The sequence below is a fragment of the Virgisporangium ochraceum genome (genome assembly GCF_016863655.1).
Classification (GTDB): Bacteria; Actinomycetota; Actinomycetes; order Mycobacteriales; family Micromonosporaceae; genus Virgisporangium; species Virgisporangium ochraceum.
This window is the reverse complement of the sequence record NZ_BOPH01000026.1, coordinates 1-15,930: the sequence shown is the minus strand read 5'-3', so window position 1 is coordinate 15,930 and position 15,930 is coordinate 1. Positions and strand designations below refer to the sequence as shown.

Here is a 15,930-nt window from a genome sequence, read left to right as displayed (position 1 = left end):
ATGTCACCGTCGCCTCGCTTCCCGGGGGGCGCCGGCCCCTTCGCCCTCGATCAGCGTGGCGAGGGCGGGGCAGCGCCGCAGTTCCGAGAGACAGCGTTCCCGGCTCGGACCGATCGAACCGATCTTCATACCCAAGGTGGCGCTGATTTCGCGGTACGCCGGCCGCTGCTCCTTGAACAGCTGCGACAACAGCTCCTGGCAGCGCGGCCGCAGCTCCCGGAACGCCGACCGCAGCGCCGCCTGCCGCTGCACCCGTTCGAGCTCCTGCTCGATCTCGGCGTAGCCGCCCTCGGCGTACGTCTCCGGCTCGGCCTTGTGCTCGGCCTGCTCCCGCGACCGGCTGGTGCGCAGCACCCGCAGACACTCGTTGCGGGTGGTCGTCGCGATCCACCCCGGCAGCGCCGCCGGGTCGCGGATGTCGGCCAGGTGCTCGACGAGCTTGAGCCAGACGCTCTGGCCCACGTCGTCGATGTCGGGCCGGCCGAGGTCGTGCCGCCGGCCGATGGCCCAGACCAGCGGCGCGTACCGGTCGACGATCGCGTTCCACGCGAGCTGGCTGCCGTCGCGTGCCTCGATCACCAGCGCGACGACCGATGGGTCGTCAGCCATGCACGCCTCCCCCTTCAGTGCGCCAGCCTGATCGGGTCGCTCCCACCGGCCTGGCGCAGGGTCCGCCGGAGTTCACGTAGTGCGGCGTGCGGGTCGCCACCGTTCCTCGCGGTGAGCCGGGCCAGCCGCCCGGTGACCGTCGCCGCGGCGAACGACGTGCCCGACCACGAGGCCCACCCCTCCGGGAACTCCGTCGGGAGGGTGCCGTGCTCGCGCGTCTGCACGTTGACCGTACCGGTCAGGAACGGTCCCACGACGTTCTGGCCCGGTGCCATGAACGACGTCCACCGCACGTCCGGGCTGAACTCGCCCCGGTCGCCCGCCTCGGTGAGCGCCCCGACGGCCTCGACCTGCGACAACGCCGCGGGCCAGCAGGCGGCGCGCTCGTCGGTGCCGGAGTCGCCGTTGAGCTTCGGGTCGCCGTGGTTGCCGGCGGCCGCGACGATCACCATCTGCGGGGTGAGCAGCTCGACGGCCCGCGCGATGATCAGCGGGGCGTCGCCGTCGGCGGTGATGCAGCCCAGCGACAGGTTGAGGATCTTCACGCCCGAGTCGCGGAACTTCATCATCGCCAGCGCGGTGTCCCAGGCGGTGGCGATGCCGCGCTCGTCGTCGAGCACGGCGCCGACCACGAGCCGCGCCTCCGGCGCCTCGGCCAGGATGCGCCCGGCCACGAACGTCGCGTGCCCGGCGTAGTGCGAGTGCGGACCGGCGCCGTCGAGCACCGCGCCCTCGTCGGCGTGCAGCTTGCCGACCAGCGCCGGGTGGGCGGTGATCCGGGTGTCGAGCACCCCGACCAGGCAGGTGTCGCGGGCCGGCTCGCCGGGGCGCGGCGTGGGCGCCGACGCCGGCTCCGGGTAGAGCACCCCGCCGACGCTCAGGTGCGGCAGGCCGATCACACTACGGACGTGGCGGTTCTTGCCCATCTCGAACGTCCAGCCGGCGTTCTCCCGGGCGGTACGGAAGCGGATGGTGTACAGCAGCAGGTCGAGCGGGGACGCCTGCCCGGTGGGCCGGGGGAAGGCCGTGCGCCACGGTTGCGAGCCGGGCGAGGCGGCGAGTTCGTCGGCCTCGGCACGCAGCCGCGTGGCCGCCTCGTCGAGCCCGGAGACGCCGATGCGGCTCAGCTCCAGTACCCGGCTGCTCGCCTTCACCTCCCGGCGCAGCCCGAGGTCACGGAGCAGGGCAAGCACCAGGTCCTCGTACGGAAGATCGACCACGATCTCGTCGGGAACCGTGCTCACCGGGTGGTTCTCGCTGTCGGCCGTCGCCATTACGCTGTCCTCTCCACAGGGGTCATCGCGGTAAGCTCCTTCCCTACGGAGCGGGTTGGAGTGTCGTTGATACGACGTGCCTGGGCCGGATTCCCTTCGTGAGTTCCGACCTAGTAGATCAGGCCCGTGCCGCCCTGCGGTCGGCGGAATCCGATCCCCGTCAGGCCACCCGGGCGGCCTCGGCGGTCCGCGACCGCGCCGTCGCCGTCGGCGACCTCGCCGCCGCCTGCGTCGCCGAGCGGGCCCTGGGCGTCGCCGCGATGCACAGCCGCGACATCGACGTGACGCTGCGCCACCTGAAGGCGGCGATCCGGCACGGCGAGCGGGCCGGCCGGCCGGAGCTGGCCGCGCAGGCCCGGATGACGCTGGCGGGCGTCAGCGGCTTCCGGGGCTGGTACGGCCGGGCCGTGCGCGAGATCGACCGGGCCATCACCGACCTGCACGGTGCCGAACGGGCGCAGGCGCTCGCCCAGCGGGGCGTCATCGCGCACCAGCGGGGCCGGCTCGACAACGCGCTCGCCGACTACAACGCCGCGCTGCCGGCCCTGCGCCGCGCCGACGACCGCATGTGGGTGTGGCGGGTGCTGTCGAACCGGGGGGTGCTGTACGGGCACCGGTTCCAGCTGGGCAGCGCGGTCGCCGACCTGCACGAGGCGATGCGGCTGGCCGACGAACTGGAGCTCGGCACGTCGGCGGCGTTCACCCGGCAGAACCTGGGGTGGGTGAACACGCTCGCCGGCGACCTGCCGCAGGCGCTCCGGGACCTCGACGAGGCCGAGCAGCGGCTGCGCGCGCTCAAGGCGCAGGTCGGCGGCATCCTCCGCGACCGCACCGAGCTGCTGCTGTCGATGTGCCTCGCCGCCGAGGCGCGCGCGGCGGCGGAGACGGCCGCCACGGAGCTTCGCCGGGAGCGCCGGCTCGGCGACCTGCCTGAGGTGCGGCTGCTGCACAGCCGGGCCGCCCTGCTCGACGACGACCCGGCCGCCGCGCTGGCACAGGCGACCCAGGCGGTGCGGGAGCTGGAGCGGCAGAACCGGCCGGAGTGGGCCGCCCAGGCGCGGCTGGCGGTGCTGGCCGCGCGGCTGGCCGGTCCGAACCGGGCGCGGGTCGGCGTGGCCGACGTGGCCCGGGTCGCCGACGCGCTCGACCGCACGCCCTGGACGGCGTCGGCGGCCGAGGCGCGGGTGGTGGCCGGGCAGCTGGCGCTGGAGCGGGGCCGGGTCGCCGAGGCGCGGGCGCACCTCGAGCGGGTCGACCCGGCGCGGCGGCGGGGGCCGGCCGCGCTGCGCGCACGGGCCTGGTACGCCACCGCCCTGCTGCGGTTGTCGGGCGGCAGGTCCGGCGGGGCGGTCCGGGCCGTCCGCACGGGCCTGCGGATCGTGGACGAGCACCGCGCGACCCTCGGCGCCACCGACGTGCTCGCGCACACGGCGGCGCAGCGCACCGAGCTGGCCCAGCTCGGGCTGCGGATCGCGATGAACCGGGGCAACCCGCGGGCGGTGTTCGAGTGGGCGGAACGGGGCCGGGCCAGCCTGTTCCTCATCCGGCCGGTGCGTCCGCCCGACGACCCGATGCTCGCCGCGGCCCTGGCCGAGCTGCGGCTGGCCGTCAACGAGGTGGCCGACCTGCGCGGCAGCGGCGGCAACCCGGCACGGGCGCTGGCCCGGCAGATCGCGCTGGAGCGCCAGATCCGCAACTACTGCCGCCGCCAGCCGGGGCAGGCGGAGCTCACCGACCCGTCGTCGCTCGACGCGCTGGTCGGCCGGCTCGGCCGGGCAGCGCTGCTGGAGTTCGTCGAGCTCGACGGCGAGCTGTCGGTGGTGGCGCTGGTCGGCGGTCGGGCCCGGCTGCACCACCTCGGGCGCGCCGAGGCGGTGCACGACCTGCTCGACCGGGTGGCGTTCGCGCTGCACCGGCTGGCCCGGCAGCGGTCCGGCGCGGCGGGCCGGGCGGCCGCCGTCGCGATGCTGCGGGCCGCGGCCGAGCGGTTGGACGCGCTGCTGCTCGCCCCGGTGCGCGCGGCGCTCGGCGACGCGGTCACCGGTGCGCCGGTGGTGCTCGTGCCGACCGGCCGGCTGCAGTCGTTGCCGTGGTCGATCCTGCCGACGTTCGCCGGGCGTCCGGTCACCGTGGCTCCGTCGGCGACGTCGTGGCACCAGGCCCGCACCCGCACCTACGAGGCCACCGGGTCGGTGGCGGTGGTCGCCGGTCCGCAGCTGCCCGGCGCCCGCAGCGAGGCCGAGTCGGTGGCCGCGATCTACGGCACCGCGCCGATCGTCGACGGCTCCGCGACGGCCGACGCCACCGCGTCGGCGCTGACGAACGCCGACCTGGCGCACCTGGCGATGCACGGCCGGCTGTCGCCGGACAACCCGCTCTTCTCGTCGCTGCAGCTGGCCGACGGCCCGCTGATGGTCTACGACCTCGAGCAGCTGCCCCGGGTTCCGCCGACGGTCGTGCTCGCGGCCTGCGACAGCGGCCGTCACGTCGTCTACGCCGGCGACGAGCTGCTCGGTCTCGCGGCGACGTTCCTCGCCAAGGGTGCCCAGCAGCTGGTCGCGTCGGTGGTGCCGGTGCCCGACGCGGCGACGGCGCCGCTCATGGTCGAGCTCCACAAGCGCCTCGCGTCCGGGCTCGCTCCGGCGGCGGCACTGGCGCAGGCGCAGCAGTCGGTGGGCCACGACGGCGGCGCGGAGCTGGCCGCCGCGGCCGGCTTCGTGTGCGTCGGTGCCGGGTTGCCGGTCTGAGTCGGTTCGGGTCCGCAGGAGGCCTGACCGCGGCCGCGAAACAGGTTGCGCCGTTGACACTCTCGTGACAGCGGTTCTATCGTGCGGGAACTTCAACTTACCCGGTTAAGTACCCCCGCCCGGAGGTCCCGTTGTCGTTGCAACCGCTGGCTGGCTGGACGCTCTCGGTCGCGGAAGGCCAGCCCGGTGGGTCGCCGGCGGAGGCACGGGCCCTGCCGGCCGGCATCGCGGCGACCGTGCCGGGCTGCGTGCACACCGACCTGCTCGCCGCGGACCTGATCCCGGACCCGTACCTCGACGACAACGAGAACCGGCTGCAGTGGGTCGGCCGTACCGACTGGGTCTACGAGACGGTCTTCGAGCACACCCCGGGCGGGGGCCGCACCGACCTGGTCTGCCACGGGCTCGACACGGTCGCGACGGTGATGCTCAACGGCGCCGAGGTCGGCACCACCGCCAACATGCACCGGTCGTACCGGTTCGACGTCACGCACCTGCTGCGCCCGGGCGCGAACCGGCTCGCGGTCCGCTTCGACTCGGTGTACCGCTACGGCGACGCGGTCATGGCCGCGGTGGGCGAGCGGCCGCACGTCATGGGCAAGGAGCCGGTGCCGTACGTGCGGAAGATGGCCTGCAACTTCGGCTGGGACTGGGGTCCGACGCTGGCCACCGCCGGCATCTGGGGTCCGATCGGCCTCGAGACGTGGTCGGTGGCGCGGTTGGTCGCGGTCCGTCCGGAGGTCACGGTCGTCGATGGTGGCCAAAAAGAAGAGCACAGTGGACGCGTGACCGTGCGGGCCGACGTAAAGAGTCTTTCCGATCTCGGGGCGACCCTCACGGTGACCCTCGGCGACCACTCGGTGGCCCTCGACCTGGAGCCCGGCGCGACGACCGGCACCGTCACCCTCGACGTGCCCGACGTCGACCTCTGGTGGCCCGTCGGCCAGGGCGCGCAGCCGCTCTACGACCTCACCGTGGCGCTCCGCCACGACGGCCGCGACCTCGACCGCTGGGAGCGGCGGATCGGCTTCCGCACCGTCGAGGTCGACACCGCGCCCGACGCCGACGGCACACCGTTCACCGTGAAGATCAACGGACGGCCGGTGTTCGTCCGTGGCGTCAACTGGATCCCCGACGACGTGTTCCTCACCCGGGTGACGCGGGAGCGGCTCGCGGAGCGCTTCGGGCAGGCCGTCGACGCCGGCGTCAACCTGCTGCGGGTCTGGGGCGGCGGCCGGTACGAGAGCGCGGACTTCTACGGGCTCGCCGACGAGCTGGGCCTGATGGTGGAGCAGGATTTCCTGTTCGCCTGCGCGGCCTACCCCGAGGAGGAGCCGCTCGCGTCGGAGGTCCGGGCCGAGGCGGCCGAGCAGGTGGTGCGGCTGATGCCGCATCCGAGCCTGATCTGGTGGTGCGGCAACAACGAGAACCTCTGGGGCTACCGCGACTGGGGCTGGGCCGAGCAGCTCGGTGACCGGACGTGGGGTGCCGGCTACTACCACGACGTGCTGCCCCGGATCGTGGCGGACCTCGACCCGACCCGGCCCTACTGGCCCGGCAGCCCGTACGCGGGCGGCGACGACCGCCACCCGAACGAGCCGGCGCACGGCACGACGCACATCTGGGACGTCTGGAACACCGACGACTACCGGAAGTACCGCGAGTACCGGCCCCGGTTCGTGGCGGAGTTCGGCTTCCAGGGCCCACCGGCGTACGCCACGCTGCGACGCTCCGTGAGCGACGAGCCGCTGGCGGCCGACTCGCCGGGCGTCCTGCACCACCAGAAGGCGCTCGACGGCAACGGCAAGCTGCTGCGCGGCCTCGCCGGTCACCTGCCCGAACCGGGTCCCGGCGCGTTCGACGACTGGCACTGGGCAACCCAGCTGAACCAGGCCAGGGCGGTCTCCTTCGGCATCGAGCACTTCCGCTCGCTGCGCCCGCTGTGCATGGGCACGATCGTCTGGCAGCTCAACGACTGCTGGCCGGTGACGTCCTGGGCGGCCGTCGACGGTGACGGACGCCGCAAGCCCCTCTGGTACGCGTTGCGTCGTTCGTATGCCGACCGGCTCATAACGTTCCAGCCACAACCTGGCGACGGTCTGGCGGTCGTCCTCGTCAACGACGGGGTCGCCCCGTGGTCCGCACACTTCGACGTGCGTCGATGTGGATTCGGCGGGGAGACCCTCGCCCGGTTCTCCGTCGAGGTCGAGGTCGAGCCGGGCGGAACGCACCGCGTCCCGCTGCCGGACGACGTGCGGACGCCCGCCGACCCGGCGGCCGAACTGGTCGTCGCAGACGCAGGAGTTGGCCGTTCCACCTGGTATTTCGCGGAGGACGTCGACCTCGCGTACCCCGTGCCGGAGTACTCGACGACCGTGGTGGAGGCCGACGGCGGCCTCCGCGTGGAGGTCGCCGCGGCGACGCTGCTGCGTGACCTCACCCTGTTCCCGGACCGGCTCGACCCGGCGGCCACCGTGGACACCGCGCTGGCGACCCTGCTACCCGGCGAGCGGGCCGTGTTCGAGGTCCGCTGTGCTCGTCCCATCGACCGGGACGCGATCGGCCGGCCGCCCGTCCTCCGGTGCGCCAACGATCTCGGAGCCCCGACCGGAGAGCGTGGGAGAGCGCTCTCTTCGTAATCTGGCCGTGCTTGACACTTAAACGGTTCAGTGCTGTGATCCGTAACACGCCTGACGCGAGAACGCTTACGAGTCGATCTCCAGGACCCCCGTAGGAGCCCGATGCGAGCCCCCGCATTCGCGAGACGCCGCGCCCCCCGCGACGTTCGTTCAGGTTGCTTCACTCGGCAACAGATCAGCGTTTTCAGCTGCTTCCGTCACCCCGAAACACACCGCTTCGCCTGAGCACCGCCTAACCCTGTAACCCCCGAACACCCCTGGAGACGACATGTCCGACCACCCGACACGGCGTCAGGTCATCAAGGGCGCCGCCGCTGTCGGCGCCGCCGTCGCGGGCGCCAGTGCGCTGGCCGCCTGTGGCGACGACAGCGGTGAGACCCTCACCGAGCGGCAGCAGACGCTGTTCATCGCCGGCTTCCAGTGGGGCCCACCGCCCAACTGGAACCCGCTGAGCCCCACCGCCGCGTGGACCACCGCCGGTGACCAGATGCAGCTCGTGTACGAGACCCTGTTCGCGTTCGACCTGCTCGACAGCAGCCTCAAGCCGGCTCTCGCCACCAAGCTGACCGAGACCGACGCCACCACGTTCGAGGTCGCCCTCCAGCCCGACGCCAAGTGGCACGACGGCAAGCCGGTCGTCGCCGACGACGTCGTCTACACCTTCGAGCTGGCCAAGCGGATCAAGACCGTGCACTGGTCGTCGGCGTGGGAGTACCTGGCCTCGGTCGAGAAGAAGGACGACAAGACCGTCGTCTTCAAGCTGAGCCCGGAGCGCACCAACCCGGGTATGACCAAGACCAACCTGTGCAAGACCTACGTCCTCCCGTCGCACCTGTGGAAGGACTACGAGTCGAAGAACCCGAACATCATCGAGTTCCTGAACGACAAGCCGGTCGGCTCCGGCCCGTACAAGCTCGACAGCTACAACGCGCAGCAGCTGGTGTTCGTGCGTGACGACAACTACTGGGGCAAGGGCGTGCGCGGCAAGCTGCCCGCCCCGAAGAAGATCGTCCACCCGATCTTCAAGGACAACGCGGCCGGCAACCTCGCCTTCGAGCGCGGCGAGGTCGACATCATGCAGCAGTTCACGCCCGAGATCTGGAAGATGTGGCAGGAGAAGAAGCTGCCCGTCAAGACCTGGTTCACCGACACGCCGTACCACCTGCCCGGTGGTATGCCGATGCTGACGATCAACACCACCAAGCCGGGTCTGAACAACGGCAAGCTGCGCCGGGCGCTGGCCCACGCGATCGACTACGCCCGCATCGCCGAGACCGCCATGTCGCGCTACTCGGTGCCGGCGAACGCCAGCCTGATCCTGCCGTCCGACGCCGAGAAGAAGTTCTGGGACGAGGGCGCGATCAAGGGCGCCGACGGCTGGAAGTACGACGTCTCCAAGGCGCAGCAGATCCTCGAGCAGGAGCTGGGCGCCAAGAAGGGCGGCGACGGCATCTACACGCTGGGTGACGGCACCCGCCTCGGCCCGTGGACGGTGCAGACGCCGAACGGCTGGACCGACTGGCAGGCCGCGGTCAACATCGTGGTCGAGAACTTCAAGGCCCTCGGTCTCGATGTCAAGGTCAACTTCCCCGAGGCCAACACGGTGACCCCGGCCGTGCAGAACGGCAACTACGACATGGCGCTGTTCTACATCGGCGCCTCGACCGACCCGAGCACCCCGTGGGCGCGGTACCGCGACGTCCTCGACATCCGCGGCACCAACCCGATCGGCCAGTCGTCGTTCTACAACTACGGCCGGTACAGCAACGACAGGGTCGCCGCGCTGCTCGACACGGCCGCCAAGGCCACCGGTGACGCGCAGGTCGCTCCGATCAAGGAGCTCGACAAGATCTACCGCTCGGAACCGCCGATGATCCCGCTGATGTACCGCCCGCTGGACTTCTACGAGGCCATCGAGACGGTCTGGACCGGGTTCCCGGACGCGAAGAACCCGAAGGCGCCGCCCACGTTCCGTGGCGCCGGCATCCAGTGGCTCTACGAAATCAGCCCGAAGTAGTGACTCTCGCTCGCTACCTGCTCCGCAAGACAGCATGGTTCATCGGCGCCTTCATCGTCGCGATCGTGCTGAACTTCTTCCTGCCCCGCCTCATCCCGGGCAACCCGATCGACGCGATCGTGGCCACCCTGGGACGGGGCGGGGCGGAGGGAGAGTCACTCCGCCGCGTGTACGAGGCCTACACCGCGGCGTTCGGCCTGGACAAGCCGTTGTGGGAGCAGTTCACCCTCTACATCTCCAACATGGCCAAGGGCGACTTCGGGGTCTCCTTCACGCTGTACCCGACCCCGGTGTCCCAGTTGATCAGCGATGCCCTGCCGTGGACGCTCGCGCTGCAACTGCCGGCGATCCTCATCGGCTGGATCGTCGGCAACATCCTCGGCGCGGTGGCCGGCTACAAGGGCGGCAACCTCGACCGCGGCGCGTTCCTCGGTTCGCTGTTCGTGTCGAGCATGCCGTACTACTGCCTCGCGATCATCCTGCTCTACGTGTGCGCGGTGCAGTTCCAGTGGCTGCCGCCCAGCGGCGGCTACTCGTTCGGCACCACGCCGTCGTTCAGCGGCGCGTTCATCAGTGACGCGCTGGAGCACTACTGGTTGCCGTTCCTCTCGCTGGTGCTGGTGTTCATCGGCGGCCAGGCGGTCGGCATGCGGTCGATGGTGATCTACGAGCTGAACTCCGACTACGTGAACTACAGCCGGGGTCTCGGCCTGCGCGACCGGCAGATCGTGCGGCAGATCTTCCGCAACGGCATGTTGCCGCAGGTCACGGGTCTGGCGCTGTCGGTCGGCACGCTCGCCGGCGGCGCGTTGATCACGGAGATCGTGTTCTCGTACCCCGGACTTGGCACACTTCTGTTCAGTTCGATCCGCCAGAACGACTATCCGGTCTTCTTTGCGATCGCGTTGATGATTACCGTCGGAGTACTGGTGGCGAACTTCCTTGTCGACATCGCGTACGGGTTCATCGACCCGCGCATCCGCGCCGCCGGCAGAGGGGAGCGGTAGCCGTGGGACTCGTCCGGTTCGGCCCCAGGTTCTGGGTGGCATTCGGTATCGCGGCGTTCATCACGCTCTTCGGCGTGCTGGGCCCGTACATTCTCACCGACAAGGTGCCCACCGACGTCGTCGGCGGTCTCTACGACGAGCCGTCGAGCAAGGCGTGGCTGGGCACCGACAACCTCGGCCACGACGTGTGGACCAACCTGATCTACGGCACCCGCACGTCGCTGTACGTCGGCCTGATCGCGGGCGCCATCGCGACGGTCGTCGGCGTGGTCATCGGCACGCTCGCCGGTTACCGCGGCGGATGGCTCGACGAACTGCTCATGGGCGTCACCAACGTCGTGCTGACCATCCCGCCGATCGTGGTGCTGATCCTCATCGCGATCGCGCTGCAGACGCGGTCGGCCACCGGCGTGGCGGTCGTCATCGCGGCCACCGCGTGGACCTGGCTGGCCCGGGCCGTACGGGCGCAGGCGTCGAGCGTGCGGGCACGCGAGCATCTCGACATCGCGCGTCTGAGCGGCGCACGCACGGTCAGCCTGATCGTGTTCGACGTCGTTCCGTACATGCTCAGCTACATCGTGATGGCGTTCGTGCTCCAGGTCTCCAGCGCGGTCCTCGCCGAGGCCGCATTGTCGCTGCTGGGCCTCGGCCCGAGCGACGGCGTGTCGCTCGGCATGATGCTGCACTGGTCGCTGGCCTGGGAGGCGGTGCGCACCGGCGCCTGGTGGGCGTTCGTCCCGCCGACGCTGCTGCTCACATTGATCGCGTTCTCACTGCTCATGATGCAGAGCAGCCTCGACGAGGTGTTCAACCCGCGGTTGCGGCGCGGCTCGACGAAGCTGCGCAAGCGGCGGCCGATCACGCCGCCGGCGGGCGGCGGCGGCTCCGTCGCCGACGCGGACCAGCCGGCCACCGCGCCGGTCGGCCCGGCGGCGCCCGCGGCGCCGGTCGTCAGTGGAGTCAGAACCGATCGGACGGCGGAAGCGTGAGCAGCATATGAGCGTAGAGGTCAAGAGCATCGACGAGGTGGTGACCACCGATCACCTCCTCTCGGCCCGGGGGTTGCGGGCCGGGTACGTGGGCCGCACCTCCGACACCATGGCCGTCGACGACGTGTCGCTGTACGTCAACGAGGGCGAGGTACTCGGCATCGCGGGCGAGTCCGGATGCGGCAAGTCGACGCTCGCCGCCGTGCTGTCGCTCACCGCGCGGCCGCCGTTGCACGTGTTCGAGGGCGAGCTCGACGTCGCCGGCAAGCGGCTCAGCTTCGAGCCCGACAAGGCGCCGCCGCGGTCGTGGCGGGGCACGGTCGTCTCGCTGCTGCCGCAGGGCGCCATGAACTCGCTGTCGCCCACGGGACGGGTCGGCGACTTCGCCGTCAACATCGTGCGGGCGCACGAGGGCCGGGTCAGCGCGAGCGACGCGAAGGGCCGGGCGGCCGAGCGGTTCACGCAGCTCGACCTGCCCGAGCGGGTGCTCGACGCGTACCCGCACCAGCTCTCCGGCGGCATGAAGCAGCGCGTGGTCACCGTGCTGTCGACGCTGCTGAACCCGAAGCTGCTCATCGCCGACGAACCGACCTCGGCGCTCGACGTGTCGAGCCAGCGGATCGTCACCGAGCTGATGCGGGAGATGCTGGCGAAGAAGCTGGTCGGCGGCATCATCTTCGTCACCCACGACCTGCCGGTGCTCCGGCGGGTCGCCGACCGGGTGGCGATCATGTACGCCGGGCAGATCCACGAGACCGGCCCCACCGAGCAGATCATCAACCGGGCGCGGCACCCGTACACGGGCGCGCTGATCAACTCGGTGCTCGTTCCCGAGCCGCAGGTCCGCACCCGGCGGATCAGCGGCATCAAGGGGTCGCCGCCGGATCTCGCCGACCCGCCGCCCGGGTGCCGGTTCCACCCGCGGTGCAGCCTCGCGATGGACGTCTGCACCACGGAGCAGCCGCCGATCGTGGGCGACGAGCGGCACTACGCGACGTGCTGGTGGGCCAAGGACCACCCGGGCGAGCCGGTGGAGGGGAAGCTGTGACCGACCTGTCGAAGTCCGACCCGCCGGAGCAGCTCGACCCGGCCGACGAGCGGAGGGCGACGCCGACACCCGGCGACGTCATCCTCAAGGCGACCAACCTCAGCAAGCACTTCGGGCGCAACAAGAGCCTCGTCAAAGCGGTCGACGACGTGTCGTTCGAGATCCGGTCCAGCGAGATCACGACGGTCGTGGGTGAGAGCGGCAGCGGCAAGTCGACGCTGGCCCGCCTCATCCTGCGGCTCATGCCGCCGACCTCGGGCACCATCGAGCTCCACGGCACCGACGTCAGCCGGATCAAGGGACGGGCGCTGCACGCCTACTGGCGCGACGTTCAGGCGGTGTTCCAGGACCCGTTCAGCGCGTTTAACCAGTTCTTCACGGTGCGGCGGCTGCTGTCGCGGTCGAAGGGGATGCTCGACCTCAAGGGCGAGAGCCTCGACGACCGCATGAAGACGGCGATCGACCAGGTCGGCCTGAAGAAGGACTCGCTCGACAAGTACCCGCACCAGCTGTCGGGTGGCCAGCGGCAGCGGGTGATGATCGCGCGGGCGCTGATGATGCGCCCGGTGCTGCTCATCGCCGACGAGGCGACCTCGATGCTCGACGCGTCACTGCGCGCGAACATCCTGAACGTCCTCACCGACCTGCGCGCCGACACCGGCCTGACGATCCTGTTCATCACCCACGACATCGGCCAGGCGTGCTACGTCAGCGACCGGATCCTGGTGATGCAGCACGGCAAGCTGGTGGAGAGCGGGCCGACGGAGGACGTCATCTTCCGGCCGCAGCACGAGTACACGCAGCAGTTGCTGGAGGACGTCCCGCGCCTGCACGGCTGACCGGGTTCGACAACGCGTATTCGCGAAGCTTTGAGGGGACCGTGCCTTTCCGGTGCCGGTCCCCTCAAAGCTTCTACTTTTTGGCCTGCCGTGCGGCCAGGAAGATCTTGGCCATCGCGCTCGCGAGATCGGCCGGATCGGTCGACGGGGCCGCGACGCCGCCGGTGAGCTTGGCGATCTCGGTGAGCGTCGCGAGGTCGGCGTCGCCGCCGTAGGCGATGCTGTGGATCGGCAGCGGCTTCTTCGGGTCGCGGCCGGCCTGCAGCTTCTGCAGGAACTGGGCCTTCGGCATCGTGTACGGCGTGTCCCGGTCGTGGCCGTCGGTGAGCACCACGATCAGGTTGACCGTCTCGGCGGTCCAGCGCTTCTGCATGTCGGCGTTGGCCCGCAGGATCGTCTCGAACAGCGGGGTGCCGGCGGCCGGCATCGCCTGGTAGGCCGTGGCCACGTCGGTGAACCGCTTGCGGCGCGGCTGCCCGTTGAGATCCTGGTCGAGGGGACCGAACGGCACGACCTCCACGTACGGCGGGCTCTGCGCGTTGGGGGTGCCGAACATCCACATGCCGACGGCGGTGTCCTCACCGAACAGCTGCGCGGCCTGCACGCCGGCCTTCTGCAGCAGGCCCGCCTTGGTGGTGACGGTGCCCGACCGGTCGGTGACCGGCTCGTTCATCGACCCGGAGGCGTCGACCAGCACCAGCACGTTGAACTGCAGCGTCTTGTACTGCGCCCACTGCGCGGTGAGGGTCTTCACGACCCCCGGGTCCTGCGGCGGCTGGAACGGCGGCGCGTACTTCGCGACGAAGCCGGGGCCGGCCGGCGCGCTGCCGGCGTCGCGTCCCTGCGGGCCGCGGAAGCCCTGGTTGGCCAGCGCCGTGGTGCCCTCCGGGCTGGCGAACCAGCCGGCGAGCTTCTCCGCCTGTTGCTTGGCCTCGGCGCTGGCGCCGTCTCTCAGCGCGAGCGGATACTCGGCCTCGGCCAGCGCGTCGGGCTGGTAGCTGGGCACCAGTTCGGTCTCGTGCGCCTCGCGGGCGTAGGCCCACAGCTTCTGCTCCGTGGTGGGGAACAGGCCGATGGACTTGACCGCCTCGTCGGGGGCGTTCTGCCCGGCCATCTTCTTGAGCAGGTCCGAGGTGTCGGCGGCCGGGTCGGCGAGGCGGCTGCGCAGGGTCAGGGCCTGGAGCTGGGCGATGCCCGGGTCCGGGGTGCGCCGCTGCAGCGCCGCGTACACGGCGAGGGTGGAGAGCATGCCGGTGGTGTCGGTGAGCGGGTCGGGCATGCTGAACTTCGGGATCTGACGGCTGTAAGTCAGGGCGGTGATCTCCGCCCAGGCGAGCTGCTTGGCCGGCCACCCGAACTTCTCCGCGAACGGCTTGGGCATCGCGACCACGATCGGCGAGCGGGCCAGCATCTGACCGCTGGTGGCGAAGCCGAGCTTGTCGGCGGCCCCCTGACGCAGCCACACCGTCGACGACGGCACCCACCCGTCGTAGGCCTGCGCCTGTTCCTTCTGCGCCAACGTCTCGGCCGGCTGCTGCGCCGTCACCGACACGACCGGGCACGTGTTCCCACCCTTGGGCGCGACCGCGTCGATCGCGCTCTCGAGCACGGGCACCACCTCGGGCGCGGCGATGAGCCGCAGCTTGGTGGCGCTGCCACACCCGTCAGGCGCGGCGGCGTTGCCGCCCTTGTCCCGGCTCTCGTCGTTGACCCACCGGTACCCGACGAAGCCGCCACCCCCGAGCAACGCGAGCACGACGATCGCGACGAGCGCGAGAAGGGCCGCCTTGCCCTTCCGCCGGCGCGGTGGCGGCTCGGGTGCGGGCTGCGCCTCCGGAGAGTCGACGGGCACGGCGGGGAAGGCCTGGTACGGGTACGAAACCCCACGTGGCGGTCCGCCGTCGGTGTGTGGAGGTTGGGCGGCGGGCTGTTGAGCGTGTGGGTTGGGCCAGAGGACCGCGGGTGGGGCGGTGGTCTGGGCCTCGGGGGGAGGGCCAGCCTGGTATTGAGCCGGTGGGGCGCTGGCGGGGGGTGCGCTGGCCGGTGGGGCGCTGGCCGGCTGGTTGGGGTATCCGGCCTGCTGGTTCGGGTATCCGCCGGCCTGGCCGGGCTGTGCCCCAGCGGGGTAGCCGCCAGGCTGCCCGCCGGCCGGGGAGGCGCCGGACTGGTGCGCGCCGGGCTGGGGGTTGGCCGGGTAAGCAGCGGGCTGTGCACCTGCCGGGTACGTGCCGGGTTGGCCGCCTGCCGGGTACGTGCCGGGTTGGCCGCCGGCCGGGTACGCGGACTGCGGCGGCACCTGCGAGGCTCCCGGCTGCTGGACGCCAGGCTGCGGCGGCCCCGCCTGCCACGCCCCCGCCTGAGGCGCGCCGGCCTGGGGCGAACCGGTCTGGGGCGCGCCGGCCTGGGGTGCGCCGGCCTGGGGCACGCCCGCCTGGGGCGCGCCGGTCTGGGGTGCGCCGGTCTGGGGTGCGCCGGTGGGGGGAGCACTGGGTTGGGGAGGCCCCGCGGCCCACGCTCCCGACTGTGGAGCGGCCGACTCACCCGGCCACATGATCGGGGGCGGCCCGCCCGTCGGGGGGCCGGCGGGTGTCGGGGGCTGCCCGGGTGCGTCGCGTGGGCTGCCGTACCGCGCGGGGGGTGGTGCCTGCTCTGCCGGGGGGCCGGCCGGGGGCCACTGCGGCGGGGGCGCCGACGGGTGGGCGCTGCCCGGACCAGCGCCGCCCGGACCAGCGCCGCCCGGACCAGCGCCGCCCGGACCAGC

10 protein-coding genes are annotated in these 15,930 nt (G+C 71.7%); 7 read left to right on the top strand and 3 right to left on the bottom strand.

Annotated elements, in window-relative coordinates:
* Positions 1-3 precede the first annotated feature (3 nt).
* Positions 4-609, bottom strand: coding sequence for an RNA polymerase sigma factor (locus tag Voc01_RS11905; protein ID WP_203927419.1), 606 nt, complete (start codon positions 607-609; stop codon positions 4-6).
* A 14-nt stretch (positions 610-623) separates the two neighbouring features.
* Entirely contained in the window at positions 624-1,883 is a 1,260-nt protein-coding gene (locus Voc01_RS11900; RefSeq protein WP_203927418.1) for a S8 family peptidase, read from the bottom strand.
* A gap of 98 nt (positions 1,884-1,981) precedes the next feature.
* Between Voc01_RS11900 and Voc01_RS11895 the strand changes: the two genes are divergently transcribed.
* The 7 genes from Voc01_RS11895 (at position 1,982) to Voc01_RS11865 (ending at position 13,169) form a co-directional block, all read left to right on the top strand.
* Positions 1,982-4,630 carry a CHAT domain-containing protein gene (locus Voc01_RS11895; RefSeq protein WP_203927417.1) on the top strand — a complete coding sequence of 883 codons (2,649 nt, stop codon included), beginning with the start codon at positions 1,982-1,984 and terminating at the stop codon, positions 4,628-4,630.
* A gap of 131 nt (positions 4,631-4,761) precedes the next feature.
* Positions 4,762-7,269 carry a glycoside hydrolase family 2 protein gene (locus tag Voc01_RS11890; protein WP_203927416.1) on the top strand — a complete coding sequence of 836 codons (2,508 nt, stop codon included), beginning with the start codon at positions 4,762-4,764 and terminating at the stop codon, positions 7,267-7,269.
* Positions 7,270-7,537: 268 nt separating this feature from the next.
* Positions 7,538-9,286: an ABC transporter substrate-binding protein gene (locus tag Voc01_RS11885; RefSeq protein WP_203927415.1), complete on the top strand. Its 1,749-nt coding sequence runs from the start codon at positions 7,538-7,540 to the stop codon at positions 9,284-9,286.
* Complete coding sequence (locus tag Voc01_RS11880; protein ID WP_203927414.1) at positions 9,286-10,293, top strand: ABC transporter permease; 1,008 nt, start codon at positions 9,286-9,288, stop codon at positions 10,291-10,293. The genes Voc01_RS11885 and Voc01_RS11880 overlap by 1 nt, the downstream gene beginning before the upstream one ends.
* Before the next feature lie 2 nt (positions 10,294-10,295).
* Positions 10,296-11,282: an ABC transporter permease gene (locus Voc01_RS11875; RefSeq protein ID WP_203927413.1), complete on the top strand. Its 987-nt coding sequence runs from the start codon at positions 10,296-10,298 to the stop codon at positions 11,280-11,282.
* A gap of 7 nt (positions 11,283-11,289) precedes the next feature.
* The gene (locus tag Voc01_RS11870) at positions 11,290-12,330 is read left to right on the top strand and encodes an ABC transporter ATP-binding protein (protein ID WP_203927412.1); all 1,041 of its coding nucleotides are present in this window, start codon (positions 11,290-11,292) and stop codon (positions 12,328-12,330) included.
* On the top strand, positions 12,327-13,169 hold the full coding sequence (locus Voc01_RS11865; RefSeq protein WP_203927411.1) for an ABC transporter ATP-binding protein: 843 nt from the start codon (positions 12,327-12,329) through the stop codon (positions 13,167-13,169). The genes Voc01_RS11870 and Voc01_RS11865 overlap by 4 nt, the downstream gene beginning before the upstream one ends.
* A gap of 73 nt (positions 13,170-13,242) precedes the next feature.
* Here the strand turns inward: Voc01_RS11865 and Voc01_RS11860 are convergent, their stop codons facing one another.
* The gene (locus Voc01_RS11860; protein WP_203927410.1) at positions 13,243-15,021 is read right to left on the bottom strand and encodes a substrate-binding domain-containing protein; all 1,779 of its coding nucleotides are present in this window, start codon (positions 15,019-15,021) and stop codon (positions 13,243-13,245) included.
* Between the last annotated feature and the right edge of the window lie 909 nt (positions 15,022-15,930).

Excerpts from the sequence above, each read along its gene's own strand:
- Voc01_RS11905 (WP_203927419.1), bottom strand. The coding sequence starts at position 609 with ATGGCTGACGACCCATCGGTCGTCGCGCTGGTGATCGAGGCACGCGAC.
- Voc01_RS11900 (WP_203927418.1), bottom strand. The coding sequence starts at position 1,883 with ATGGCGACGGCCGACAGCGAGAACCACCCGGTGAGCACGGTTCCCGAC.
- Voc01_RS11885 (WP_203927415.1), top strand. The coding sequence starts at position 7,538 with ATGTCCGACCACCCGACACGGCGTCAGGTCATCAAGGGCGCCGCCGCT.
- Voc01_RS11870 (WP_203927412.1), top strand. The coding sequence starts at position 11,290 with ATGAGCGTAGAGGTCAAGAGCATCGACGAGGTGGTGACCACCGATCAC.